The sequence below is a fragment of the Planomonospora sp. ID91781 genome, assembly GCF_015711595.1.
GTDB lineage: Bacteria > Actinomycetota > Actinomycetes > Streptosporangiales > Streptosporangiaceae > Planomonospora > Planomonospora parontospora.
On the sequence record NZ_JABTEY010000001.1, the window covers coordinates 4,006,011 to 4,030,226 of the forward strand.

21 protein-coding genes and 1 pseudogene are annotated in these 24,216 nt (G+C 71.1%); 6 read left to right on the plus strand and 16 right to left on the minus strand.

Annotated features, from left to right (window positions below; translation table 11 throughout):
* Positions 1 to 89: 89 nt before the first annotated feature.
* Positions 90 to 1,079, minus strand: coding sequence for a sulfotransferase (locus HS048_RS18165; protein ID WP_196467591.1), 990 nt, complete (start codon positions 1,077 to 1,079; stop codon positions 90 to 92).
* 62 nt (positions 1,080 to 1,141) lie between these two features.
* Here HS048_RS18165 and HS048_RS18170 point away from each other — a divergent pair, with 62 nt between their 5' ends.
* Positions 1,142 to 2,494 carry a lanthionine synthetase LanC family protein gene (locus HS048_RS18170; RefSeq protein ID WP_196467592.1) on the plus strand — a complete coding sequence of 451 codons (1,353 nt, stop codon included), beginning with the start codon at positions 1,142 to 1,144 and terminating at the stop codon, positions 2,492 to 2,494.
* A 207-nt stretch (positions 2,495 to 2,701) separates the two neighbouring features.
* On the opposite strand, the gene HS048_RS18175 is transcribed toward HS048_RS18170, so the two are convergent.
* Both HS048_RS18175 and HS048_RS39105 read right to left on the minus strand, forming a co-directional pair.
* Complete coding sequence (locus HS048_RS18175; protein WP_196467593.1) at positions 2,702 to 3,604, minus strand: TauD/TfdA family dioxygenase; 903 nt, start codon at positions 3,602 to 3,604, stop codon at positions 2,702 to 2,704.
* Positions 3,565 to 3,759 carry a putative leader peptide gene (locus HS048_RS39105; RefSeq protein ID WP_374058767.1) on the minus strand — a complete coding sequence of 65 codons (195 nt, stop codon included), beginning with the start codon at positions 3,757 to 3,759 and terminating at the stop codon, positions 3,565 to 3,567. Before HS048_RS39105 ends, HS048_RS18175 begins: the two co-directional genes overlap by 40 nt.
* Before the next feature lie 91 nt (positions 3,760 to 3,850).
* Here HS048_RS39105 and HS048_RS18180 point away from each other — a divergent pair, with 91 nt between their 5' ends.
* Positions 3,851 to 4,306 (plus strand): transposase, encoded by a 456-nt coding sequence (locus tag HS048_RS18180; protein ID WP_196467594.1) that lies wholly within the window; start codon positions 3,851 to 3,853, stop codon positions 4,304 to 4,306.
* An 81-nt stretch (positions 4,307 to 4,387) separates the two neighbouring features.
* On the opposite strand, the gene HS048_RS18185 is transcribed toward HS048_RS18180, so the two are convergent.
* From HS048_RS18185 to HS048_RS18240, 12 genes and pseudogenes are all read right to left on the minus strand, one after another.
* Complete coding sequence (locus HS048_RS18185; protein WP_068901636.1) at positions 4,388 to 4,753, minus strand: hypothetical protein; 366 nt, start codon at positions 4,751 to 4,753, stop codon at positions 4,388 to 4,390.
* A gap of 127 nt (positions 4,754 to 4,880) precedes the next feature.
* A pseudogene (locus HS048_RS37270) lies at positions 4,881 to 5,148 on the minus strand (transposase); the annotation flags it as partial.
* Positions 5,149 to 5,244: 96 nt separating this feature from the next.
* Positions 5,245 to 7,935, minus strand: a complete 2,691-nt coding sequence (adhE, locus tag HS048_RS18195; protein ID WP_307832531.1) for a bifunctional acetaldehyde-CoA/alcohol dehydrogenase — start codon at positions 7,933 to 7,935, stop codon at positions 5,245 to 5,247.
* Positions 7,936 to 8,615: 680 nt separating this feature from the next.
* A complete protein-coding gene (locus tag HS048_RS18200) occupies positions 8,616 to 9,197 on the minus strand; it encodes a thioredoxin domain-containing protein (protein ID WP_196468026.1) in 582 nt (193 codons plus the stop codon).
* 91 nt (positions 9,198 to 9,288) lie between these two features.
* The gene (gene arcC / locus HS048_RS18205; RefSeq protein WP_068901631.1) at positions 9,289 to 10,224 is read right to left on the minus strand and encodes a carbamate kinase; all 936 of its coding nucleotides are present in this window, start codon (positions 10,222 to 10,224) and stop codon (positions 9,289 to 9,291) included.
* A 3-nt stretch (positions 10,225 to 10,227) separates the two neighbouring features.
* Positions 10,228 to 11,232, minus strand: a complete 1,005-nt coding sequence (gene argF, locus HS048_RS18210; protein WP_196467597.1) for an ornithine carbamoyltransferase — start codon at positions 11,230 to 11,232, stop codon at positions 10,228 to 10,230.
* Between the two features lie 100 nt (positions 11,233 to 11,332).
* Entirely contained in the window at positions 11,333 to 12,580 is a 1,248-nt protein-coding gene (locus HS048_RS18215; protein WP_196467598.1) for an arginine deiminase, read from the minus strand.
* Positions 12,577 to 14,016: an amino acid permease gene (locus tag HS048_RS18220; RefSeq protein ID WP_196467599.1), complete on the minus strand. Its 1,440-nt coding sequence runs from the start codon at positions 14,014 to 14,016 to the stop codon at positions 12,577 to 12,579. The genes HS048_RS18215 and HS048_RS18220 overlap by 4 nt, the downstream gene beginning before the upstream one ends.
* Before the next feature lie 607 nt (positions 14,017 to 14,623).
* Entirely contained in the window at positions 14,624 to 14,875 is a 252-nt protein-coding gene (locus HS048_RS18225) for a DUF3040 domain-containing protein (RefSeq protein WP_196468028.1), read from the minus strand.
* Positions 14,876 to 15,149: 274 nt separating this feature from the next.
* A complete protein-coding gene (locus HS048_RS18230) occupies positions 15,150 to 15,851 on the minus strand; it encodes a CBS domain-containing protein (protein WP_068901623.1) in 702 nt (233 codons plus the stop codon).
* Positions 15,852 to 16,034: 183 nt separating this feature from the next.
* The gene (locus tag HS048_RS18235; RefSeq protein ID WP_196467600.1) at positions 16,035 to 16,670 is read right to left on the minus strand and encodes a hypothetical protein; all 636 of its coding nucleotides are present in this window, start codon (positions 16,668 to 16,670) and stop codon (positions 16,035 to 16,037) included.
* Positions 16,671 to 16,844: 174 nt separating this feature from the next.
* Complete coding sequence (locus HS048_RS18240; RefSeq protein WP_230880873.1) at positions 16,845 to 17,861, minus strand: zinc-dependent alcohol dehydrogenase; 1,017 nt, start codon at positions 17,859 to 17,861, stop codon at positions 16,845 to 16,847.
* Positions 17,862 to 18,105: 244 nt separating this feature from the next.
* Here HS048_RS18240 and HS048_RS18245 point away from each other — a divergent pair, with 244 nt between their 5' ends.
* Together HS048_RS18245 and HS048_RS18250 are read left to right on the plus strand one after the other, a co-directional pair.
* Positions 18,106 to 20,664 carry a cation-transporting P-type ATPase gene (locus HS048_RS18245; protein WP_196467601.1) on the plus strand — a complete coding sequence of 853 codons (2,559 nt, stop codon included), beginning with the start codon at positions 18,106 to 18,108 and terminating at the stop codon, positions 20,662 to 20,664.
* 138 nt (positions 20,665 to 20,802) lie between these two features.
* A complete protein-coding gene (locus HS048_RS18250) occupies positions 20,803 to 21,144 on the plus strand; it encodes a hypothetical protein (protein WP_196467602.1) in 342 nt (113 codons plus the stop codon).
* A 284-nt stretch (positions 21,145 to 21,428) separates the two neighbouring features.
* Here HS048_RS18250 and HS048_RS18255 read toward each other — a convergent pair whose 3' ends face one another.
* Positions 21,429 to 21,569, minus strand: a complete 141-nt coding sequence (locus HS048_RS18255) for a hypothetical protein (RefSeq protein WP_196467603.1) — start codon at positions 21,567 to 21,569, stop codon at positions 21,429 to 21,431.
* A gap of 224 nt (positions 21,570 to 21,793) precedes the next feature.
* Between HS048_RS18255 and HS048_RS18260 the strand changes: the two genes are divergently transcribed.
* On the plus strand, positions 21,794 to 22,654 hold the full coding sequence (locus HS048_RS18260; RefSeq protein WP_196467604.1) for a universal stress protein: 861 nt from the start codon (positions 21,794 to 21,796) through the stop codon (positions 22,652 to 22,654).
* A 708-nt stretch (positions 22,655 to 23,362) separates the two neighbouring features.
* On the plus strand, positions 23,363 to 24,127 hold the full coding sequence (locus HS048_RS18265; RefSeq protein ID WP_230880874.1) for a CBS domain-containing protein: 765 nt from the start codon (positions 23,363 to 23,365) through the stop codon (positions 24,125 to 24,127).
* The last annotated feature ends 89 nt before the right edge of the window (positions 24,128 to 24,216 follow it).

A 24,216-nucleotide genomic window follows, 5' to 3' on the forward strand; every position in this document is an offset into this window, starting at 1 on the left:
GGTGGGCCCGCAGGGGCGGGCAGGGCCCGCCGGTGATCGGGGCGCGCCGAAGCAGGGCCGGCCGGATCGGGCCCGGCCCGTGATCGGGGTCAGCCGGATCGGGGGCGGCCGTTGCGGGCCTGCCGCTGGCCGTCGGGCCGGGTGCCGACCAGCCCGCCCGATCGCTCCCTGGGGCCGAGCCAGTCGCCGAAGTCCTCGCCCGTGACACGCTGGAGCAGCTCGATGTCCCGGACGAAACGGGGGATGAGCAGCCGGCGCTGCTCCCAGGTGAGCGGCCGGCGGGCGTTCCCCCGCCGCTGGAGCAGTCCCTCCAGCGGCTCGGTCAGCGCCGTTCCCAGCCCGCCGGGCAGGAACCTGCCCGCCTCCGCGCCGGCGCGCAGGGCGGCCGAGAGCAGCCGGTGCCGATGGCCGGGCTCCGGATGGGCGGTCACGTTCTCCCGGGGGATCTCGGTGACGACCCCGGTCTCCACGCCGAGGAAGACGCAGATCTGGTCGAGCGTCCGGGCCGGCCGGTCGACCAGGTCGCGGTAGCGGAAGACCAGCACCTGGTCGCGGCGGAACAGGGTGTACAGGTGCTCCAGCTGCTCGCCGTACCGGCCCAGGGCCAGGTAGTGCCAGAAATGCGACCACCCGGCCGCGATCCGCCGCTCCTCCCGGGCGCAGGCGCGCACCACGTCGCCGACCGGCTCCAGCCCCGCCGACCACAGGTGCGCCCAGTTGGAGTGCGCCCGTTCGACGGGGTCGCGCAGGACGACGATGAGCCGGGCGTGCGGGATCGCCGCGCGGATGCGCCGTTGCGCCGCCCGGTCGTAGAGGTAGAAAGGTGTGGACTCGCCGCGGAGGGCGCCGGGCGGGGCGGCGGCGAACAGGGCCTCGTAGTCCTCGCGCCGCCAGACGTGTTCGCGGTGGGTCTGGGCGTCGCCGGGTCCGCCCCTGCCGGACGGAGGGCCGTCGGTGAGGAAGAACTTGGGTTCCTTGACCGGGGACATGTGGAGGGACGGATGACGACTCAGCGCGGCGTGCAGCGCCGTGGTCCCGGCTTTGGGGGCGCCGATGACCAGGAAGTCGGGCAGGGGCATGCTGTTCTCTCCTCGCTCGCGATTACCTTATTTTCCTACCAAATGTGTGGGATAATCTAGTCATGAGTCTGGACCAGACCCGCTCATCGAGCGCGCGCGCCGAGACCCCGCTGACCGCCGCCGTCATGGCCGGACGCTGGATCCGCTCAGCGGCCGTCGACGACGGGCGAGGGCGGCACTGGAAGGCCAACCCGGACCCGCGCGGCCGGTCTGCGCTGGCGGCAGAGCCCGCCTCGCTCTACGCGGGAGCGGCGGGCATCGTGCTGTTCTTCCTGGAGCTCGCCGCCGCGACCGGCCACGAGGCATATCTGGAGGACGCCCGCGCCGGGGCCCGCTACCTGGCCGCCACCTGGCGGGACCAGACGGACCTGTCCCTCTACCACGGCCTGACCGGCACGGTGTTCGCCCTGGCCGAGGCGGGCTGGGCGACGGGCGAGGAGGAGTTCGAGGAGGCGGCGAGGGCCGCGGCCGACCGGATCGTCCGCGGCGTGCGGCGGCTGGACGACGGTCTCGGCTGGTCGAGGGACCCGGCGCAGCGCGGTGACGGGGGGATCGTGCTCGGCCTGCTGCACGCCGCGGGGATCCTCGGGGTCCCCGCCTACGAGGAGGTCGCCGTGGAGGCCGGCCGGCGCATCGCCCGCCTGGTGGTGCCGGGCCACCGGTTCGGCGACTGCCCCGGCCTGCCGACCGACGCGGTCACCCCCGGCTTCCTCTCCGGCACCGCGGGCACCGCCTTCCTGCTCGCCCGCCTGTACGGCGTGACGGGCGACGGGCGGTTCCTGGAGGCAGCCCGCAGGGGGGCGGACTTCGTCCGCACGGTCAGCGTGGTGACCGGCGGGTGCGCCGCCGTCCCGCACCACGTGCCGCAGGGCAGGAACCTGCACTACCTGGGCTTCTGCTCGGGGTCGGCGGGGGTGGCGAGGATGTTCTGCGAGCTCCACCGGGTGACCGGTGACCGGGGCGACCTGGACTGGGCCGAGCGGCTCGCCCGGGGCGTCATGCGCAGCGGGATCCCGCGCCGCCGGACGGCCGGCTACTGGAACACCGCCTGCCAGTGCTGCGGCACCGCCGGTCTGGTGGAGCTGTTCACCGGGCTGTGGGCCGTGACCGGCGACGAGCGGTACCTGGAGTTCGCCCGCACGCTCGCCGAGGACCTGATCGCCCGCGCCACCGGGCACGACGACCGGGGCTACCGGTGGTACCAGGCATACCGGAGGCTCCGGCCCGGAGAGGTCACCGCGGACACCGGCTACATGGTGGGTGCCGCGGGAGTCGGGGCCGCTCTGCTCCACCTGGACGCCGCCGGGCTGGCGGGAGGGCCGCGCCGGGTCGTGCTGCTGCCGGACAACCCGTTCCCCGCGATCCCGGTGCCGGCCGCCGCGCTGCGCCGTGCCGAAGGAGGAGGCAGGGGCTGAGCGGCCGGCGCGCTGCGCCGCCCCACGAGGGGAAGCGGCCGAGCGGCCGCCGCGGGTTCCGCCCGGCGCGGCCGACGGTCGGCGACCGCGCCGGGCGGCCGTATGCCGCCGCCGGCGGGTGGACCGGGTGTCCCGGTAGGGCAGAGCGGTCCGATGCGCGGAAGGCCCCGGCCGCCCGAGGGCGACCGGGGCCTTCCGCCGCGGTCGTCAGGCCGCGACGGGGGAGTAGGCGGCGGCGTCACCGGTGAGCACGGTGCTCGGCCGGCCGTCCACGCCCACCGGGACGTCCCCGGCGACGGTGACCCGGTGCAGGCGGCGGGGCCGGTCGCCGAAGTCGTGCACGACCCGGTGCTGGGTGGCGCGGTTGTCCCACACCGCCACGTCGCCGGGCGCCCACCGCCAGCGCACGGTGTTCTCGACCTGGGTCACCTGCTCCTGGACGAGCCGGATCAGCGAGGCCGAGGCCTCGGACGACAGGCCCACCAGGCGCTTGGCGAAGTCGCCCAGCAGGATCGAGCGCTCGCCCGTCTCCGGGTGCACGCGGACCACCGGGTGCTCGGTCTCGAAGACGGTGGAGGCGAACACCTCGGCGTACTCCCGGGCCCGCTCCGGATCGTCGGCGAAGGCCACCTTCGCGTAGTCGAACTGGTTGGTGTGCACCGCGCGCAGCCGGTCGAGCAGCTCGCGCAACTCGGCGGGGAGGTGCTCGTAGGCCGTGACGGTGTTGGCCCAGAGCGTGTCGCCGCCCACCTCCGGCACCTGTACGGCGCGCAGCACCGAGGCGAGCGGGGGCCGGTCGACGAAGGTGACGTCGGTGTGCCAGCGGTCGACCTTCTGCCCGCCGCTGTAGTCGAGGTCGAGGATGTGGGAGCGGCCGCCGAGCGAGGGGACGGTCGGGTGCGCGGTGGTCAGCTCGCCGAGCAGGCCCGCGAAGGCCACCTGGCCCTGCTCGTCGAGGTGGTCCTGGCCGCGGAAGAAGACCGCCTTGTGGGTGAGCAGCGCCAGGCGGATCTCGGCCACGACGCCGGCGGGCAGGTCGCCGCCGAGCCGTACGCCGGAGATCTCGGCGCCTATGCGGCCCGCGACAGGGGTGACGGTGAGGGATGACATGGGTTGCTTCCTTCCGAAAGGGGATGGGCGGGGAGACGGAAGGGCGGACAGAGGGCGCTGGCCACGCGGCAGAGGTCCACGTGGCCGCGGGTGGTCAGCAGAACCGTGGTCGTCACGCTCACACCGTAGGTTCGCCGCCCGAAGATTGTCAACATAACTAGTAGGAAATTAGGGTAATAGGCGCTAGTAGGGCTTGGTTACCTCGGGTAGGAGACGGTATGTCGCCTGCTACGGGGGTGAGGGAGCATGACCCCTCAAGAACGCGAGGACGTGCGGGCGCGGCTGGAGACCTTCGCCACCGAGGTGTTCTCCGGCTTCGCCCGCACTGATCAACGGCGGTGGGGTGAGCGGTACGTACGCGGCCTGCTGACCGACAGACGTCGCAAATCGATGGAACCGATGGCGGCCCGGCTCGGTGTGGACCGCCAAGGACTGCAGCAGTTCTGCACCGACGCCCCCTGGTCGCACCGGCTGGTCCTGGCCGAGCCTGCCTGGCGGATGGAGGCGGCGATCCGCCCGGTGGCCTGGGTGATCGATGACGTGTCCTTCGTCAAGGACGGCGACGAGTCGCCGGGGGTGGCCCGCCAGTACTGCGGTGCATTGGGCAAGACCGGGCCGGGCGAGACGGACGGAGACCTGGCCGTACAGGACGATGACAGCGTCGCCCGAGAGACCCGCCAGGACCTCAGGAGGCAGGAGTGAGGGCACTCGCCCTGCCGATCATCACTTCAGGGTCCCGGAGCTGGCGGAGATGCCGTAGAAGCCACCCGCCAAACCGGCCGGCTACCTCAGCGTGGATACGCGGCCACAGGACCATCCGCCGACGTCGGCGATCCGGACACGCCACCAGCCGCCTTCTCCTTGGGGAGGCTCAACGCCCGTGGCCAGCTGCGCGTCCCGCAGGTGCAGGAATTCTCCGCGAGCAGCCTCGCCAAGATGCTCGAAGAGGAGGTTGAATCCCTTGACATCCTCAGAGGCGAAGTCGTGTGCCCTGCTTATCTGCTGGGCGACGTTGGCGGCGAACTCCTCAGCGGAGACGAGCACCCCGGTGATGGTCGCGCCGCTGACCGTCACTGTGATGCTGATACCGGCCTGCGTATGGGTGACGACATCGACGAGGGTCTGGAGAGCGGCATCTGGTTTCGACATGAGAGCAGATTACGCAACGTCACTGTTGGAATCCGTTTAGTTCAGTCGATGCACTCTTGGGAGTCGGTGTCGTCGGGACGCAGGACCTGCGTGACCGCGGCGAGCCAGCGCTGCCCCAGCCTTCCGCCCAGCGCTGTTCGCCCAGGCCGGAGCCGTGCTCGGTGCCGCGGCGGGCGATCGGCGGCCGGACCTGCAACTGCCGGACCAGGCGGCGGTACTTGCCGTGGTCGTAGCCGTGGTCGGCGAGTACGACCTCGGGCCGCTGCCGGAGGCGGCCGCGCTTGCCCCGCACCTTGGGGATGGCCTGCAGCAGCGGCATCAACTTGGGTGACGTCGTTGCGGTTGCCGCCGGTCACGATGACGGCGAGCGGGATGCCGGTGGCGTCGGTGACAACCGAGGGCAAGACCGGGACGCCGGTGGCCCCCGGTCCGGGAAAGTGAGGACGGGATTTCCGCCCTGAACGCGGACACCGGTTGCTTGGAGCTGCCCGTCACGCGGCGCGTTCTGCATCGCCGTCGCGGCGGCCGTAGTAGGCGGCCCGCATCAGCGTCTGCATGTCGTCCAGCATCGGCATGCGCGGGTTGGCGGGAGCGCATTGGTCCTGGTAGGCGTTCATCGCCTGCTGCGGCAGCGAGGTCAGGAACGCCTCCTCGTCGACGCCTATCCGCTGGAACGACGGCTCGATGCCGACCGCGTCGCGCAACCGCTCCACGGCCGCCGCGAGGGACTCCACCCCCTCCGCCGGGGTCGCGGCGGGCAGGCCGAGTGCCTGGGCGATCTCGCAGAAGCGCTCCGGGGCCCGGTAGTCCTCGTACTTCGGCCAGCCCGACAGCTTCGACGGCACGGTGCCGTTGTAGCGGATCACGTGCGGCAGCAGCAGCGCGTTGGTGCGTCCGTGTGCCACGTGGAAGGTGGCCCCCAGGGTGTGCGACATGGCGTGCACGATGCCGAGGAAGGCGTTGCCGAAGGACATGCCGGCGATCGTGCCGGCGTTGTGCATCTTCTCCCGGGCCTCCGGGTCGGCGGCGCCGTGCTGCACCGCCCGCTCCAGGTAGCGGAAGACGAGTTTGACCGCCTGCAGGGCCAGGCCGTCGGTGAAGTCGTTGGCGTAGACCGACACGTAGGACTCGATGGCGTGGGTGAGCGCGTCGAAGCCGCTGTCGGCGGTGACCACGCGCGGCAGGTCGGCCGCGAGCACCGGGTCGACGATGGCGACGCTGGGGGTGAGCGCGTAGTCGGCCAGCGGGTACTTCTTGCCGGTGGCGCCATCGGTGATCACCGCGAACGGCGTCACCTCCGCACCGGTGCCCGAGGTGGTGGGCACGCACACCAGGCGGGCCCGCTCGCCGAGCGCCGGGAAGCGGAAGGCGCGCTTGCGGATGTCGAAGAACTTCTCCTTCATGTCCGCGAACACCACCTCCGGGTGCTCGTAGCGCAACCACATCACCTTGGCCGCGTCCATCACCGAGCCGCCGCCCAGCGCGATGATGGTGTCCGGCCGGAAGGAGCGCATCAGCTCGGCGCCCCGGTCCACCGTCGCGACGCTGGGCTCCGGCTCCACGTCGTCGACGATCTGCAGGGCCACCCGCTCGCCGCGGCGCTGCAGCACGTCGATGATCCGGTCCACGTAGCCCAGCCGGGTCATCACGGCGTCGGTGACGACCGTCACCCGGTGCACGTCCGGCATGTCGGTGAGGTAGCGGATCGCGTTCGGCTCGAAGTAGATCTTCGCGGGGATCTTGAACCACTGCAGGTTGTTGTTGCGCCGCCCGATGCGCTTGATGTTGATCAGGTTGACGGCGGTGACGTTGTTCGACACCGAGTTGTGGCCGTAGCTGCCGCAGCCGAGGGTCAGCGAGGGCAGGAACGCGTTGTACATGTCGCCGATGCCGCCCTGGGAGGCCGGGGCGTTCCAGATCACCCGGACCGCCTTGACGCGCCGGCCGTACTCCTCGGCGAGGGCGGCGTCCTCGGTGTGGACGACCGCGCTGTGCCCGAGCCCGTGGAACTCGACCATCCGCTCGGCGTGCGTCAGGCCCTCCTCGCGCGAGGAGGCGCGCAGCACGGCCAGCACGGGGCAGAGCTTCTCCCGGGTCAGCGGCTCGGCCGGGCCGACCGCGTCCACCGGGACGAGGATCACCGAGGTGTCGCCGGGGACGGTGAAGCCGGCCTGCGCGGCGATCCACTGCGGGGAGCGGCCGACCACGTCGGGGTTGAGCCTCGCACCCGAGCAGCCCTCGCCGCCCGCGGCCGCGCCGAAGACGAACTCCTCCAGCTTCGCCTTCTCCTCGGGGGTGGCGACGTGGGCGTGCAGCCTGCGGAACTCGGCGAGCGCCGCGTCGTAGATCTCGTGGTCGAGGATGACCGCCTGCTCGGAGGCGCAGATCATGCCGTGGTCGAACGTCTTGGACAGCACCACGTCGTGTACGGCGCGGCGCAGCTTGGCGCTGCGCTCGATGTAGGCCGGGACGTTCCCGGCGCCGACCCCCAGGGCGGGCTTGCCGGCCGAGTAGGCGGCCCTGACCATGCCGTTCCCACCGGTGGCGAGGATGGTCGAGACCCCCTCGTGGTGCATGAGCGCGGAGGTGGCCTCCAGGGACGGTTCGGTGATCCACTGGATGCAGTGCTCGGGGGCGCCGGCCTCGACTGCGGCGTCGCGGACGATCCGCGCGGCCTCGGCGCTGCAGCGCTGCGCCGACGGGTGGAAGGCGAAGACGATCGGGTTGCGGGTCTTGAGCGCCAGCAACGCCTTGAAGATCGTGGTGGAGGTGGGGTTGGTGACCGGGGTGACGCCGCAGACGACGCCGACCGGGTCGGCGATCTCCACGATCCCGCTGATCTCGTCGCGGGAGACGACCCCCACCGTCTTGAGATCAGCCATGCTGTGCGTGACGTGCTCGCAGGCGAAGATGTTCTTCACCGCCTTGTCCTCGAAGACGCCGCGGCCGGTCTCCTCCACGGCCAGGGCGGCGAGCGCGCCATGCCGGTCCAGTGCCGCCACGGACGCCTTCTTGACGATGTGGTCGACCTGCTCCTGCGTGAAGGAGTCGTATTCGGTCAGGGCCTTGAGCGCGTTGCCCACCAGAGCGTCGACTGCGATCCGCACGTCGGCGGTCGGGGCGGTTCTCACTGGGGAGTCGGTCATGGGGGTCACCTCGTTGGCTCGTGGCTGCCGTCTCACCCCAACAGTGCGGGACGGGCCCCGCCCAGGGCTGCGGCGCAAAGGCCTCCGCGGGCGGGACCAAGGTCATATTCTTCATGGGTGGACGGCTCCGTCCGCCTGCCCCGGCCCGCGCCCACCCACCTGCCGCCTCCGGCCACCTCATCCCGCACGGCTTCCTGAAATGCCGTGACCAGGATCCTCAACTCCGCCGAGGCGTGCGGCGGTTTTCACCGGATGCTGTGGTGGCCCTGCGGGCAGGGATGCGGCATGACTCCCAGTCGATGGTGAAGTCCTCCAAATTGAGGCCCTCTGGGCTCGTGATCTGCCATGAGATGCCGGCGCGGACCGGGCCCGTCGACTCGACTCCGCAGGCGGCTGCGGCGACCAGCGGGGACGCGCTGACGCAGCCCGCATCGACCAGATGCTCCCCAGCAGCAGATCGGCCGCAGCCAGGACGACCTGGATCGGGGCGGTCATCTCCACATCGGTGGCGCCGGCGGCGGTGGTGGCCACACCAAAGTGAACCTTGTCGCCGCTCCAGCCGTCACATCGTTTGAGGCTGTAGCGGGCGAGCGGGTCATAGAGCCACTCGGTGCGTCGGCGGGAGGGCGGCATGTCCTTGGGCTCGCGCAAGAACATGTGCCCGCCGTCACATCGTGGGGCGTCTTCGCCGAGCTCGGGGACATCAGCCGGCCCGGTTATCCGAACAGGGCGGCGCCGTACTTCGTCCACTTGCCCTTGGCGGCGGTGACGGCCGCCGTCAGCGGCCCGGCGGTGTACAGGTCGCCGGTGAACAACTCACCGTTGATCTTCACGGTGGGTGTGCCCTCGATCCCCGTCTTGAACACCGCGGCCGTCGAGGTCTCGACCCACGGCTGGAAGAGCCGGTCGGTGAAAGCGTCTGCGACGTCCTGCGGCACACCGGCATTCCGGGCCAGGGCGGCGATCTCGTCATCGGACAGGCCACTGCTGCCCTCGGCGGGCTGGTGGGCGAACAGCGCGGTGTTGAAGGCCGGCAACGCGCCGGGTGCCCGGTCGGCGACGGTGGCGATCGCGTTGGCGGTCCGGGTCGAATACTGCGACCCGCTGGACATCCGGTCCAGGAACGCCAACGGGTACAGCTCCAGCCGTACCGTGCCGCCGGCGACCAGGCGATCCAGCTCGGTGCTGTTGGCCTGCTCGAAGCGCCCGCAGAACGGGCACATGTAGTCGAGGTAGACCTCCAGTTTCACCGGGGCGGCGGCGTCGCCGACGGCGAGGGCTCCCGCGGCCGTGGCGATCGCCGGAGCGACTACCGTCGCGACCTCCGCCCCGGATCGGACACCCGGGCCCCGGGCGGCGGTGGACCGCCGCCCCGGAGCCCTCGCGGCGTCACAGCGTGCTGGCCAGCGGCCAGGTGGCGTTGGGGGTGACGATGGTGCCCGCCGTGCCCTCCAGGATCTGTGGGGCCTGGTCCAGCCGGCCGATGGCGGCCATGTCGCCGGTGGTCTCCACGAAGTGGCAGGCCGCCTCGACCTTCGGTCCCATCGACCCGGCGGGGAAGTCCAGCTCGCGCAGTTCGTGTGGGGTGGTGTGGCGGATCTCCTGCTGCTCGGGGGTGCCGAAGTCCTTCATGACTCGCGGCACGTCGGTCAGGATCAGGAAGGCATCGCACTCCAGCGCCTCGGCGAGCATCGAGCCGGTGAGGTCCTTGTCGATGACCGCCTCGATGCCCTGCAGCCGGCCCCGCTCGTTGCGGATGACGGGGACGCCGCCGCCGCCTGCGCAGACCACCACGACGCCCTCGCGGATCAGGCCCCGGATCAGCCGGGTCTCCACCACCCGCTGCGGGGCGGGCGAGGGCACGACGCGGCGCCAGTACGGCCCGTCGGGCTTGACCGTCCAGCCGTTCTCCTGGGCCAGGTGCTCGGCCTCGGCCTGGTCGTAGACCTGGCCGACGAACTTGGTGGGGTCGGTGAAGGCCGGGTCCACCGCGGAGACGAGCGTCTGGTTGACCATGGAGATGACCTGGCGGCCCGGCAGGGCGTTCTGCAGCGCCTGGAGCATCCAGTAGCCGATCATGCCCTGTGTCTGCGCGCCGAGCGTGTCGAGCGGGTAGGGGCGGGTGAGGTTGGGGTCGGTGGCGCTCTCCAACGCCAGGACCCCGACCTGTGGGCCGTTGCCGTGAGTGATGACGAGTTCGTGCTCGCGGGCGAGTTCGGCCAGGGATGCGGCGGCGACGCAGACGTTGTCCTGCTGCAGGTCGGCGTCGGGCTTCTGCCCTCGCCGCAGCAGGGCGTTGCCGCCGAGGGCGACCAGTACGCGCATCGTTCAGCCCCCCAGGGTGGCGACCATGACGGCCTTGATGGTGTGCAGCCGGTTCTCGGCCTGGTCGAAGACGATGGAACGGGGAGATTCGAAGACCTCCTCGGTCACCTCCAGCGCCTCGTGGCCGGTCTTGACGAACAGGTCCTGGCCGACGGCGGTCTCCCTGTTGTGGAAGGCCGGCAGGCAGTGCATGAACTTCACCGCCGGGTTGCGTGTCGCCTCCACCAGCGCGGTGTTCACCTGGTACGGCATCAGCAGGTCGATGCGCTCCTCCCATACCTCCTTGGCCTCTCCCATGGAGACCCACACGTCGGTGTAGAGGAAGTCGACACCCCGCACGCCCTCGGCGACGTCCTCGGTGATGGTGATCTTCGCGCCGGTCTGCTCGGCGAGCTCCCGGGCGGGCTTGACGACCGCGACCTCGTCGGGCCAGAGGGATCTGGGCGCCACCAGCCGCACGTCCATGCCGAGCATCGCACCGGTGACCAGCAGCGAGTTGCCCATGTTGTTACGGGCGTCGCCCAGGTAGGCGTAGGAGATCTCACGCAGGGGCCTGTCGCTGTGCTCGGCCATGGTGAGCATGTCGGCGAGCATCTGGGTGGGGTGCCACTCGTCGGTCAGGCCGTTCCAGACCGGCACGCCCGAATAGGCGGCCAGCTCCTCGACGTGGGCCTGCTTGCGGCCGCGGAACTCGATGCCGTCGTACATCCGCCCCAGCACCCGGGCGGTGTCCTTGACCGATTCCTTGTGGCCCATCTGCGAGCCGGACGGGTCGAGGTAGGTGACGTGGGCGCCCTGGTCCAGAGCGCCGACCTCGAAGGCGCAGCGGGTGCGGGTGGAGGTCTTCTCGAAGATCAGGGCGATGTTCTTGCCGCTGAGCCGCTGTCGCTCGGTACCGGCGTACTTGGCGGCCTTGAGGTCCGCAGCTAGCTTGATCAGGTAGCGGAACTCCTCCGAGGTGAAGTCGAGTTCCTTCAGGAAGCTGCGGTTGCGAAGATTGAATGCCATTTCGTGTGCTCCGTGATGATGATCCCCGCGGGATCAGTGAGGGAGAGGGTCCTGCCGGGGCGGACGGCGGGGTGCCGGCAGGGAGATGACCTGTCGCAGGTCAGATACCGTCGCGCTCGATCGGGCAGCTCATGCAGCGCGGGCCGCCCCGGCCCCGGCCGAGCTCGCTGCCGCGGATGGTGATGACCTCCACACCGTTGGCGCGCAGGCAGTTGTTGGTGGTGGTGTTGCGCTCGTAGGCCACCACCACTCCGGGCTCGACGGCCAGCACGTTGCAGCCGTCGTCCCACTGCTCGCGCTCGGACGCGTAGACGTCCTGGGTGGCGGTCAGCACCTTGATGTCGTCCAGGTCCAGGGCCCGCGCGATGGCCTTGTGCATCTCCTCCGGAGCATGGTCGGTGATCTTGAGCTCCTTGGGGATGTCCCCGGGCTCGATCGTGTAGGAGGGCAGCATGCCCAGACCGGCGAACTTGGTGAACGTGTCCACGCTCACCTGCGTCATGACCGTGTCCAGGTGCATGAACGCCCGCGCCTTCGGCATGTTCAGCGCGACGATCTTCTTGGCTGCGCCCTGGGAGAACAGCCGGGTGGCGAGCGTCTCCACGGCTTGGGGCTGGGTGCGCTCGCTCATCCCGACCAGGACGGCGCCGCGCCCGATGACCAGCACGTCCCCGCCCTCGATGGTGGCCGGGGCGGCGGCCATGCCGGGCATCCACACGTGGTAGCCGTCCTCGGCCTCGGGCCGGTCGTAGCCGTCGGCGAACATCGGGTGATAGCGGTAGATCGCCTCGTAGTTGACCGTCTCGCGCTGGCGGGCCTTCTTCTTCATGGCGTTGATGGAGACGCCGTCGTAGATCCAGCAGGAGGTGTCGCGGGTGAACAGGTGGTTGGGCAGCGGCGGCAGGACGAAGTCGTCCATCTCCAGCACGCGGAAGGCGACGCTCTTGGGCTCGCAGCCCAGTTCCATGATCTCCCGTTTGGTGATGCCGCCGGTCAGGAATCGCGCCAGCATGACGGTGTCCAGGCCGTCCAAGGTGTTGCGGACGGCGTCGGTGGCCATCGGCCCGAAGAAGCGCTCATCGACACTGCCGTCGAGGATGTGCTTGCGCGCTTCGGGGATGTCGACGGTAGTGCGCAGCAGATCGGTCAGCAGGTGCACGGTGATGCCGCGGTCCCGCAGGGTCTGCTGCCACTCTTCGTGTTCCTCCACCGCGCGCTGCACCCACAGCACGTCGTCGAAGAGCAGCTCGTCCTTGTTGGAGGGGGTCAGCCGCTTCAGCGACAGCTCGGGCTTGTGCAGGATGACCTGGCGGAGCCGGCCGACCTCGGAGCCGACGTGGAAGGTCATCGCAGTTCTCCTGTCATTCTCGTGGTCTCCCTGGGGCCGTACTCGCCGCGCGAGGCCTTGACCCAGATGTAGACGGGGATGCCCGCCAGCAGCATGAGCGTGCCTTGGAAGACCGCGTCGCCGCCGGCGCCGAAGATCATCCAGAAGCTGAACAGCAGGGCCACGACGGCCAAGGTCAGGTTCCAGCCCAGACCCTTCTTCCTGCCGACCTGCCGCTCGCCGGTGACGAGCCAGAACAGCTGGGCGGCTGCGGAGAACAGGTAGGGCACGACGGTGGTGAAGGCGGCCAGCAGCAGGATCGTGTTGAAGGCGTTCTCCGCCGCGAAGGCCAGGACGAACGTGACCGAGGTCAGGGCCGTGCCGACGACGATGCCGACCCACGGCACGTTGCCGCCGCGCATCCGGGTGAACATCTTCGGGAACAGGCCGTCGCGGGCGGCGGCCATCGGCATCTCGGCGACCAGCAGGGTCCACCCGTTGAGCGCGCCGATGCCGGAGATGATCGCGAAGGCGGCCATCACCACGCCCCAGGCGCTGCCGCCGAACATCGCGTTGATCGCGTCGGCGAAGGGGGCGGTGGAGTCCACCAGCTTGTCGTGGGGGACGGTGCCGAAGACGGCGACGGTGCCGAGCATGTAGAGCACCGCGCAGGCCAGGGTGCCGTAGACGCTGGCGCGGCCGATGTTGCGCTCGGGGTCGGCGACCTTCTCCGCGGCGATGCTGGCGCTCTCCACGCCGGAGTAGGCGAACAGCACCAGTGCGGCCGCCACCGAGAGGGCGCCGATCCACGAGCCGTCCGTGGCGTTGAAGGGGCCGAAGTTGTCCGCCTGGACGAAGAACAGGCCGACGATCGCGACGAAGATCAGCGGGGCGAACTTCAGGATGGTGGTGACCAGCTGGAAGGCGCCCATCTTGGTGACGCCGGCGAGGTTGATGAGCGCCGGGATCCACAGGCCCGTCAGTCCGATGACCACCTGGGCGGGGACGCTGCTCCAGTCGAGCCCGAACGCGGCGTCGGCGAAGTAGACGACGTAGCCGACCCAGGCGAAGGCGATGCCGGCGTTGCCCGCCCAGGCGGTGATCCAGAAGGACCAGGCGTTGAGGAAGCCGGGGAACTCCCCGAAGCCCTCGCGGGCGTAGGCGTACGGCCCGCCGGAGGCCGGGATGCGCCGGCCGAGCCGGCCGAAGACGACGGCCAGGGCGAGCGCACCGAGGGTGACGATGCCGAACGCCAGGATGCTCACGGTTCCGAACGCCGCCAGTGAGGCCGGGAGCAGGAAGATCCCGGTGCCGACGATGTTCCCGACGACCAGCGCCGTGGCCTGGGGCAGCCCCAGGCGGGCGCCCTTTTCGGCGCGCGGGGCCGTTCCTCCCGCCGCTGTGGTGTGATCAGCGGCGGCCACTCCGGGGAGTGGTCCGCCTTCTGTCTTTTTCATGGTGTTTCCCGATTGACAGTGATGCGACCACCTGCCCGGTCGGCGGTGGCCCTCTCGGCATGGACGGCGCGGTGGCCGGTGACCGTCCCGGGCTTCGTGTGGCCCGTGGTGCGTCTGCCCAACAGCCGGGAATCTGTCATTATTCGACCTTTTCCTTTGACCCCGTGTCGCAGGAAAACGGCCCTGACCGATGGGACTTCCGTCCCTCTTTCTCCGCTCACTCGTCCCTGGCCTCCTCTACGGAGGCCGAGCATGAAGATTGCGTGCTCATCTCGCACGTTCACGTGAGGCGGTGCCCCGACGCCACTGACGAGTGTCGGCTGCGGTCCTTGCCGGTGGACTCGGTCGACACCGTTCAACCACTCGGCGTTGCCCGTGGCCGCTCAGGGCGATCAGAACCGGGGATCGGCGACGCTTTCCGAACCGGAGGTTCCCGGTCTTCGGAATCCGCGAGACTACGGGGTGATGCTCAACCTGGGCCACCGCTATGACAGCCCAGTAAGCCGGCCCATTTCAGGCCCGGACCGGATGCCCCGCATTGTGGGCGCGCCGGAGACTTTCCACTACCGAACGTGGCGAAACCCTCGGTCAGCGGAGCGGCGGGAGGTCAACCGCCGTGCTGCGCATGCGTGGCAGCAATGGAGTCGCCGCCGGCGCCTCCGAAGGACGGGAGCGCTACGGCCATGACGGCCATGAGTGCCGCCATCAGGGCGACGGCGAGCATGTGCCGCCGGGAGGGCAGGGTCACCGCGGTGATCGCGCCGGTTGCGAAGGAACCGAGGGTGTGGGCCAGGTCCGGCTCTTCTGTCCGCAGATGTCCGGCGATCGCGGCGAGGACGCGCTTCTCTCGGACAGACAGACCTGCCTCCGGCCTTCAGGGGGATCGTGAGCGGGAAAGGACCGAAAGTCCCCTGGCCCGGCGGCGCAAGGCGCTGCCCCAATAGGAGACGGCACGAGACCATGCGGGTGGCATCTGCGGAGGGGGAGGCCGCGAATCCGGCTCGGAGATGCGGCAGCACCTGGTACGGGTGTCGCCGGGATGCGGTCGTCCAGTGTGGGTGGACGATTCGGTCCTCGCCGTCGGATCGCACGCGCGGATCATGTGCCGTCCGGCACCGGGAGACGACCGGGCGCTACCGGCCCGTCCAGGCCGTGGTGTCGTCCTCGTTCCAGTGGATCTCGTCGACGACGTCGACCACGCCGTTGACCCGCAGTGCCATGCGCGCGGCGATTTCCGCCTCGCTGCGCCGGTCCATGCGTCCGGTCAGCGTCACCACGCCCCGGTGCACGGCGACCTTCACCCGGGAGGTGTCGACCCACAAGGAGTGGTCCAGAACGTCTTTCTCGATCTCCTTGGTGATGGCCGCATCCGATCGGAGGAAGACCTTGAGCAGATCCTGGCGGCTGACGACGCCCTCCAGCGTCCCGTGCTCGTCGACGACCGGCAGGCGCTTGACGCCGTGCTCGTCCATCAGTCGCATCGCGTACACGATTGCGGACTGGGGGCGGATGGTCACGGCGGGGGAGGTCATCAGCTCGGCCGCGGTCTCCCCGCGTGCCTTGTCCCTGCCCCGGCCCCTCTCCCGGGCGAGCCGGTGACGCAACCGGGCGCGCAGCGGCTGCCGGTAGCGCTCCCGGTAGAACTGCTCCTTGAACTCCTCCTTGTGCAGAAGATCCGCTTCGGAGACGACGCCGATGACATGGTCGCCGGCGTCGACGACGGGGACCGCGCTGATGCCGTGGGCGATGAGCACCTCGGCGACGTCCTTGAACGGCGTGGCTCCGTTGACGGACGCCACCTTGTGGGTCATGACCTCGCTGACCTTGACGCGCATCGTGTCCTCCTTGAGGGGCGGGGGTCTTCTCATTCCACTGCGCTCGCGGTCGCGCGGGCAGAGCCGGAAGTCCTCCAGCGCCGGGACATCGCGCCGCTCCAGAGGGTCCTTGGTCCCTACGGCGACCGGTCGCGGGGTCGCGGACGCTTCTCGCGCGCCGTGACCGGCAGCAGATCGGCAGGGTCATCCGGTGCGAGCCAGGCGTTCAGCCCGCTCTTTTATCCCCAGCAGCATCTTGCGTTCCATGATGAGGCTGCCCGGCTCCATGATCAGCAGGTTGGCCAGCCGCCCGAGCGGACCGGCGTCCGGAGCCGCGATCCGGTTGCGGCTGATGAGCCTGGTCGTCTCACCGTCGGAGCGGAGTATGAAGGCCCACACCCAGTTGCCGTCCTCCGATCGGAACACCAGCGACTGTTCCGGCTCCATGATCTCCGCGCGCATTCGCGGGCCGGTCGTTCCCAAAGGAAGGAGATCACCGGTCTTGAGGTCTTGGAACTGCGGCAGGATCTCGTCGGCGCTGTGCATGTCCAGGCTGAAGAGGTTCTCGATCCAGTCGTAGGTGTAGGCGCCGCCGCGACCGCTGCCCATCTGCACCAGCCACGGCCAGACCGCGCCGGGTGGCGCGTCGATGGCGACGGCGCGGGTGGCGACCAGGCCGGGATCCGGCAGCAGTTCGTCTCCGGGCAGAGCGCTTTCCGCCTCCTCGGCGGTGGCACCCCAGGTCAGGCACCATCTGCGCAGCAGCAGCGGGTAGGCCGCCGCAGCGATGCCGGCGATCAGCAGCCCGGTCCGGATGGAGGACTTCGGTGCTCTGTCCATCATGGTCTCCTCGGGTTCGTCTTCGACGCCATGTCCGCGGTGGCGCCCCTCTCCAGCGGTGAAAGACCCGGAGAACCGTCCGCAGGGCCGCCGGTGTCGGCTTCGAGGGCTCTTCGGGATCATGGCGCAGCGGTACGGCCGGCGGCTGCCGGCCGTACTCGACAGGGGGCGCGGTCACATCTCGAAGACCAGGCGGGCCGGGACGGTGCTGTCGAGGACCTCGCCGAACGCCTCGTTGATCTCGTCGAGCTTGCGGGTCTCGTAGATCACCCTGGTCCGCCCCGAGGCGTGCAGCCGGAAGACCTCGGCCAGGTCGCCGCGGGTGCCGACGATGGAGCCGATCACGCTGATGCCGCCCAGCACGGTCTCGAAGATCGGCAGGCTCATCGCGTTGTCCTTGGGCAGGGAGACCAGCACCAGCCGGCCGCCGCGCCGCAGGCAGGCGTGGGCCTGCTCCAGCACGCGCGGGCTGGCGGCCAGCACGATCGCCACGTCGGCCCCGCCGAGGGCCTGGATCTCGGCGACCGGGTCGCCGGTGGCGGCGTTGACGGTGTGGGCGGCGCCCAGTTCCTCGGCCAGGCGGAGCTTGTCGGCGGTGATGTCGACGGCGACGGTCTCGGCGCCGAAGATCTGCGCGTACTGCTGAGCCAGATGGCCCAGTCCGCCGATGCCGAAGATCGCGGCGCGCTCGGCCGGGCGCAGCCCGGAGACCTTGACGGCCTTGTAGGTGGTCACGCCCGCGCAGGTCAGCGGGGCGGCCTCGGCGGGGGAGACGCCGTCGGGGACTCCGACGACGTAGTCGGCGTGGGCGACGGCGTACTCGGCGTGGCCGCCGTTGAGGGCGTAGCCGGTGTTCTGCTGGGACTCGCACAGGGTCTCGCGGCCGCCGACGCAGTACTCGCAGGTGCCGCAGGCGTACCCCAGCCACGGAATGGCCACGCGCTCGCCGACGGCGCGGCCGGTGACGGCCGAGCCGACCTTCTCGATGACGCCGACGCCCTCGTGGCCGGGGGTGAGGGGCAGCGCCGGCTTGACGGGCCAGTCGCCGTGGGCGGCGTGGATGTCGGTGTGGCACAGGCCGCTGGCCTCGATGCGGACCAGGACCTGGTGGGCCTCCGGCTCGGGGACGGGGATCTCCCGGATCTCCAGGGGCTGATCGAACGCGGTGACGACGGCGGCGCGCATGTTCATGGTCGGGGATCTCCTTCGTTCTGCTTCGATCTCGTCTCCGAGCCTCCACCCCGGCAGCCGGGTGAGGCAGGGGCGAAGGTCCTGGTGCGGTGCGGTCGTCGGCCACGGCCGTGCGGGGTGAGAGGCCGCGATCGGTCTGTTAGCGGATAGGGCTTTCCCCGCTGCGGGCCCGGGGACGAAAGTCCCGCCGGGAGGTGTCCTTCGATCCGGGTCCCGCTGTCTCCTCCGTTGATCTACTGGGCACATGGAAGACGTCGATGTGCATGTTTCGCCTGGGCTCTCGCGGGAGGCCGCCGCGCGGCTGCTGACCGAGCACGGGCCCAACGCGCTGCCGCAGCCCCAGCCGCCCACCCTGACCGCCCGCGCGGTCCGCCAGCTCGCCGATCCGCTGTCGGTCCTGCTGCTCATCGCGGGTCTGGTCACTCTCGGGGTGCTGCGCGAGGTCCCCGAGGGCGCGGCCATCGTCGCCATCCTGCTCGTCAACGTCGTCATCGGGGTCAGCCAGGAGACCAAGGCCGACCAGGCGGTCCGCGCGCTGGGCACGCTCGCCGCGCCGATGGCCAAGGTACGCCGTGACGGCGTGCTGCAGCGCATCCCCGCCGCCGAGGTCGTGCCCGGAGATGTCATCGAGGTCGCCGCCGGGGACCGCGTCCCCGCCGACGCCCGCGTCCTGACCGCCGGCGCCCTGGCCGCCGACGAGGCCATGCTCACCGGAGAGTCCCTGTCGGCGAACAAACACCCCGCCGAGCCCGCCGAGGACGGCACCCCGCTCGGCGACCGGAAAGGGGAGCTGTTCTCCGGCACCCTGATCGTGCGCGGCTCGGGGACCGCGCTGGTGCAGCGCACCGGCGCCGACACGCAGATGGGCCGCATCGCCACCGCGCTGGAAGGCGGCGGCAAGGGACCCCTGGAACGGGAACTCGCCCAGGCCTCCCGGCGCATCGGCGTCCTGGCCCTGGCCGCGGGCACCGTGATGGTGCTGATCGGCCTGACCCGTGTCGGCCAGGGACAGGCCGCGCTACTGGACATCATCCTGGCCGGGGTGGCCCTGGCCATCGCCGCGGTCCCCGAGAGCCTGGCCGCGGCGGTGACCACCGCCATGGCCCTGGGCTCGCAGCGCATGGCCAGGCTCGGCGTCATCGTCCGCAAGCTCTCGGCGATCGAGGCGCTGGGGGCGACCACCGTCATCGCCACCGACAAGACCGGCACCCTGACCACCGGGCGCCTGGCCGTCGCCGACCAGGTGGTCGTTCCCGCAGCCGCCGACCGGGCCGTGCCCGCCGCCGAGCTGTGGCGGGCGGCGCTGCGCTGCAACGACGCCCGCGACGGCCTCGGCGACGCCGTGGACGTGGCCCTGGCGGCCGCCGCCACCGCCCACGGGGTACGGCTGCCGCCCGGCGAGAGGCGGCTGGCCGAGCGCCCCTTCGACGCCGAGACCCGGTCCATGACCGTGATCACCGCTACCGGCGGCGGCCCGCTGCTGACCGTCAAGGGCGCCCCCGAGGTGGTCCTCGCCCGCTGCACGCCCGGCCCGGAGGTGGACCGGCTGGCGGCAGCCGTACCCGAGCTGGCCCGCCGCGGCCTGCGGGTGCTCGCCCTGGCCACCGGGGCGGTGAGCCTGGCCGCTGACCCTCCGGGCTCTGCCACCACCGGTTCCGGTGCCGCCGACGCAGGCACGGACGACCTCGACGCCACCGGGCTGACCCCGGCCGGGCTGGTCGCCCTCAGCGACGAGATCCGCCCCTCGGCCCGCCAGGCGGTCTCCGACTGCCGCGCCGCGGGCATCCGCGTCGTCATGGTCACCGGTGACCACGCCGACACCGCCCGCGCCGTCGCCGCCGACGTCGGTATCGAACCCGACCCGGTCGTCACCGGCGCGTCCCTGGACGGCGCGGACCGCGCCGCGCTGCTGCGCGAGGCCGGGGTGCTGGCCCGCGTCGATCCGGCGACCAAACTCGACCTGGTACGCGCGTTGCGCGAGCACGGCGAGACCGTCACCATGACCGGCGACGGCGTCAACGACGCGCCCGCGCTGCGCCACGCCGACGTCGGCGTGGCCATGGCCGGCGACGAAGGCACCGACGTGGCCCGCGAGGCCGCCGCCGTCGTCGTCACCAACGGCGAGCTGGGCACCATCGTCACCGGCATCCGCGAAGGCCGCCGGCTGCACCACAACGTCGCCTCGATGATCGGCTACCTGCTCACCGGGAACCTCGCCGAGATCTTCCTGGTGCTGACCGGCCTGCTGCTCTGGCCCGACCTGGTCGTCCCGCTGCTCCCGGTCCACCTGCTCTGGATCAACCTGGTCCTGGACGGCATCCCCGCGATCGCCCTGGGTCTCGACCGGCCCGCCGACGACCCGCTCGCGCTGCGTCCCCGCCGCGACGGGCTGCTGTCGCGGCCCGCCGTCACCCGCATCGCGGCGCGGGCCCTGCTCATCGGCGCACTCGTCTTCGCCACCGTCGAGGCCGCGCGCCACCTGGGCTGGAGTGACGAGCAGGTGCGCACCCAGGCCGTGCTGGCCCTGGTCTTCGCCCGGCTCACCCTGGCCTACGTCACCCGAGCCCGCCGCTGGACGTTCGAGCACGGCTGGTGGCGGGGGCGCGCGGTGCTGACCGCGGTCGCCGCCACCGGAGCGCTGCAGGTGCTGGTGACGCTGGTGCCCGCGCTCGGCGCGCTGCTGGCCCTGACGACGCTGCCGCCGCTCGGCTGGGCCATGGCGCTGGCCGCGGGCCTGGCCACCCCGTTCCTGTGCGACCTGCTGCGCATCGCCCGTCCCCGCCCGCCGCAGGCCCGCGCGTAACGGTGCCGCACCGGCCGTACGGTCCTCTGCGGAGTCCCGGAGCGCAGCACACCCCTGCGCCCGGGGCTCATCCGGTGATCGCCTGCCCGCTCGCGCGCCGGGCTCTTGGTCCCTCCCGCAGGGGCCGTCCCCGGCGATGTGGACCTGCTCGTCGTCGGCGCACCCACCCACGCCTTCGGCATGAGCCGGCCCGCCACCCGGCAGTCGGCCGCCCAGCAGGCCCCCGCCGGCCTGGTGTCCAAGGGGCGGGGGCTGCGCGAATGGCTCGCCGCTCTGGACGATCATGTACCGGCCGTGGCCGCCGCGGCGTTCGACACCCGGGTCGAGAACCCCTGGGTTCCCGGATCGGCCCGGCACGGCGCCGACAGACGCTTGCGCAGGAAGGGGTTCGCGCGGCCTTTCACACCCAGGCGCTGGAGCTGCACCACCTGCGCGAGTTCATCCGCCAGGAGCTGTGCCCCGGGGAGCACCCACAGATGATCATGCGGTTGGGCATGACCCTGGAGGCGGCCGGGACCGTACGGCGGCCGCTCGCCGAGATGATCGACGAGCGACCGTGAGACCTCGGGCGTGCCAGGTCAGTGGCCCGCAACGAGCGCGTCCGACTCTTGCCGGGGGAGGCCGTGCATCGTGGGCGCGTCAGGTGGGTCGTCCGGTTCATCCTCTGGCGGTCTGAGACCGCAGGAGGCGATGACGGCCGTAAGACCTCCTCCGTTTCGGGTTCCGGCGTCCGGCCGGGTCCGGGCGCAGGTAGGCCCCTCTGGTCAGGAGCGGGGATCGGGCTCATGCATCAGCGTCTCGACCAGGTCCGTGAGGTGGGCAAGGCGGATCTCCAGGTCGTGGATGCGGGCCTCGAGGCCTACCGTGGACGGGGGCTGGTAGGCCATGGCGATCTGGCGGGCCATCGTCGCTCCTTTACTCAGATCCGGGATGCGCCGGGACGCGGGTGACCGCGTCCGGTTCGATCCCGTCGTCACGTACGGACGGATCGTCCATGCCCTCAGTGTCCGTGCCTGCCGGGCCGGAGACCACGGCCGATGGACCCGTGGTCATGGGCCGACCGGCCCTGGTCACCTCCTCCCGGGGACGCTGAGATGGCAGGAAGGCAAGGAAGCGAAGGAGAACGACCATGTCCGATCCCGTGATCGTGGGCACCGATGGTTCGGCCGCCGGTTCCGCCGCCGTGGAATGGGCCGCCGACGACGCGGCGCGCGTGCGCGCTCCGCTGCGCATCGTCTTCGCCCTGGACCGCTCGCCGTACGACATCCCCAGGTTCTCCGTCCGGGAGTGGGGGGACGCCCTGACCCGCAACGCGGAGCGGGTCCTGGCCGAATCCGAGGCCCTCGCCCGAGAGCGCCGACCCGGGATCGAGGTCACCACCCAAATGATCGAGGGCGCGCCTGCCGTGGTCCTGCGCGACCAGGCCGCCGGCGCCACCGAGGTCGTGATCGGCAGCAGGGGGTTGGGCGGGTTCGCCGGAGCCGTGCTCGGCTCGGTGAGCACGCATGTGGCCGGGCACGCCCGCGGGCCGGTGGTCGTCGTCCATGCCGGTCCCCGGACCGCTCACGGAGAGGTCGCCGTCGGCATCGACGACTCCCCGCAGTGCGACCCCGCGCTGGCCTACGCTTTCGAGCAGGCCGCGTTGCGCGGTGCCACGCTGCGGGCCCTTTACGTCTGGCAGGCACCGGTGCACGCCTACGCCCCGGAGGTCGTCCATGACATGGATGAGATCCGCAGGGCTCAGTACCAGGTCGTGGCAGACAAGCTCGCCTCGTGGCGGCAGACGTATCCGCAGGTGAAGGTGATCGAGGACGTCCGGTCCGGACATCCGGTCGAGGTGCTGACCGCGGCGTCGAAAGGAGCGGACCTGGTCGTCGTGGGCTCCCACGGCCGGGGAGCCCTGGGGTCGCTGGCGCTGGGCTCGGTCAGCCGGGGCGTTCTGCACCACGCTCGCGGCACCGTGGCCGTGGTCCGCTCGCCACGCGCCTGAGACCGCAGGTTCCCCGGGCCCGTTCACCCTTTGACGAGCGGGTCCGCGGAGCGGGGTCACCGGTCTTGCCCGGCCTGTCCCGGCGTCTGCCGTTCCTTGCAGGCTTTCAACGGTGAGACCGATGCCACAGTCCGGGTACGGCGCTGCGCGCCGGGCTCGGCCCGCAGCAGGAGACGCAGTTCCTGCCGGTCTTCTCGACCGGGTGTGACCGCTTGCCGATCTGCCGGCACCTGAACCGTGGAAGCGGTCCTGAGACAAGGTCTTTGTGCTCGGAGATCTCCCTGCAGCCGCCTCTGCGGCGGGTGGACTGGCCGAGGTGGACGGCGTCCTGCACGTGGACGTCTGCCGCGATGAGCCCATCGCGATCCTGGTCGAGGAGCTACGCCGGGCCGCCTGGCTTGCCCCCGGGCGTCACACGGGAGGGTCGAGGGCGTGGCCCATGTCGTTTTACAGGTGTGAACGGCTGAAGACAGCGGGGATGCGGACCACGCCCCCGATGGCCGGACGGCCCGGTCGGAGGGGCAGGAGGTCCTCCGTCCGCAGGACGTTCCGCCCTGCCCGGGGATAGCGCCTACGCCGGACGATGAGGGTATGGACGAGCTTCGCTGGGGCGTCCCGCATCCGGGCATCGCCCCCGCAGCCTGCTCCCGGAGGATCGGCGCCAGGTCGTGGCCGTTTTCGGCCGCGTGAAGTTGAGAGGAGAGCGCCATGTCGATCGAGGTGAAGGATGTGATGGGCCGGGTGGCGATCGCGGTGCGACTGGATGCTCCCTTCACGGAGATTCTCGCGGCGATGAAGCGCTTCGCGGTCGGCGCGGTAGCGGTGCTCGATGCCGACCGGCGTCCGGTGGGCGTGGTGTCGGAAGACGACCTCCTGCTCAAGGAGGTCGATGAGGTACGGCACGGCGCCACGATCTTCAAGGGGGAGGGGCGCCGGCAGGAGCAGCGCAAGGCCGCGGGCGTCACCGCCGCCGAGCTGATGACCAGCCCGGCGATCACGGTGACCCCGGGCACGCCGGTCCGCGAGGCGGCCCGGCTGATGCACGAGCGGCGGATCAAGCAACTGCCGGTGATCGATCCGATCACCGGCCGGATCGTCGGCACGGTGCACCAGCGGGATCTGCTGCGGGTCTTCACCCGTCCGGCGGAGGAACTGCGCGCGGAGATCGAGACGGTCGTACGCGGTGCGGCCGGGCTCGATCCCTCGACGGCGTCGATCGGAGTGCGGGACGGGGTGGTGACGGTCGGGGGCGTCGTCGAGCACAAGTCCCAGATCACCCGGCTGCTGGAGGGGATCGGCCGAGTGGAGGGCGTCGTCGGCGTCACCTCCGAGCTGACACCTGCTCGCACACCGTCGGCGTCGTCGTCGCGCCGCCTCTCTACTAGGAGCTCTGGTTCCTGCCGCGGTGGCCGCCCGCGCCGAAGACCGGGCGAACCGCTGGAGACCGCCGTTCGGTGTCCGGCATGGAGATGAGCGGCTCCGACGCAGTGCGGCCCGGATCCGGTGTCCGCCCCCTGGTGGGGGAGGTGGGCACCAGAGTGTTTCTAGTGCGAAACTTCCGA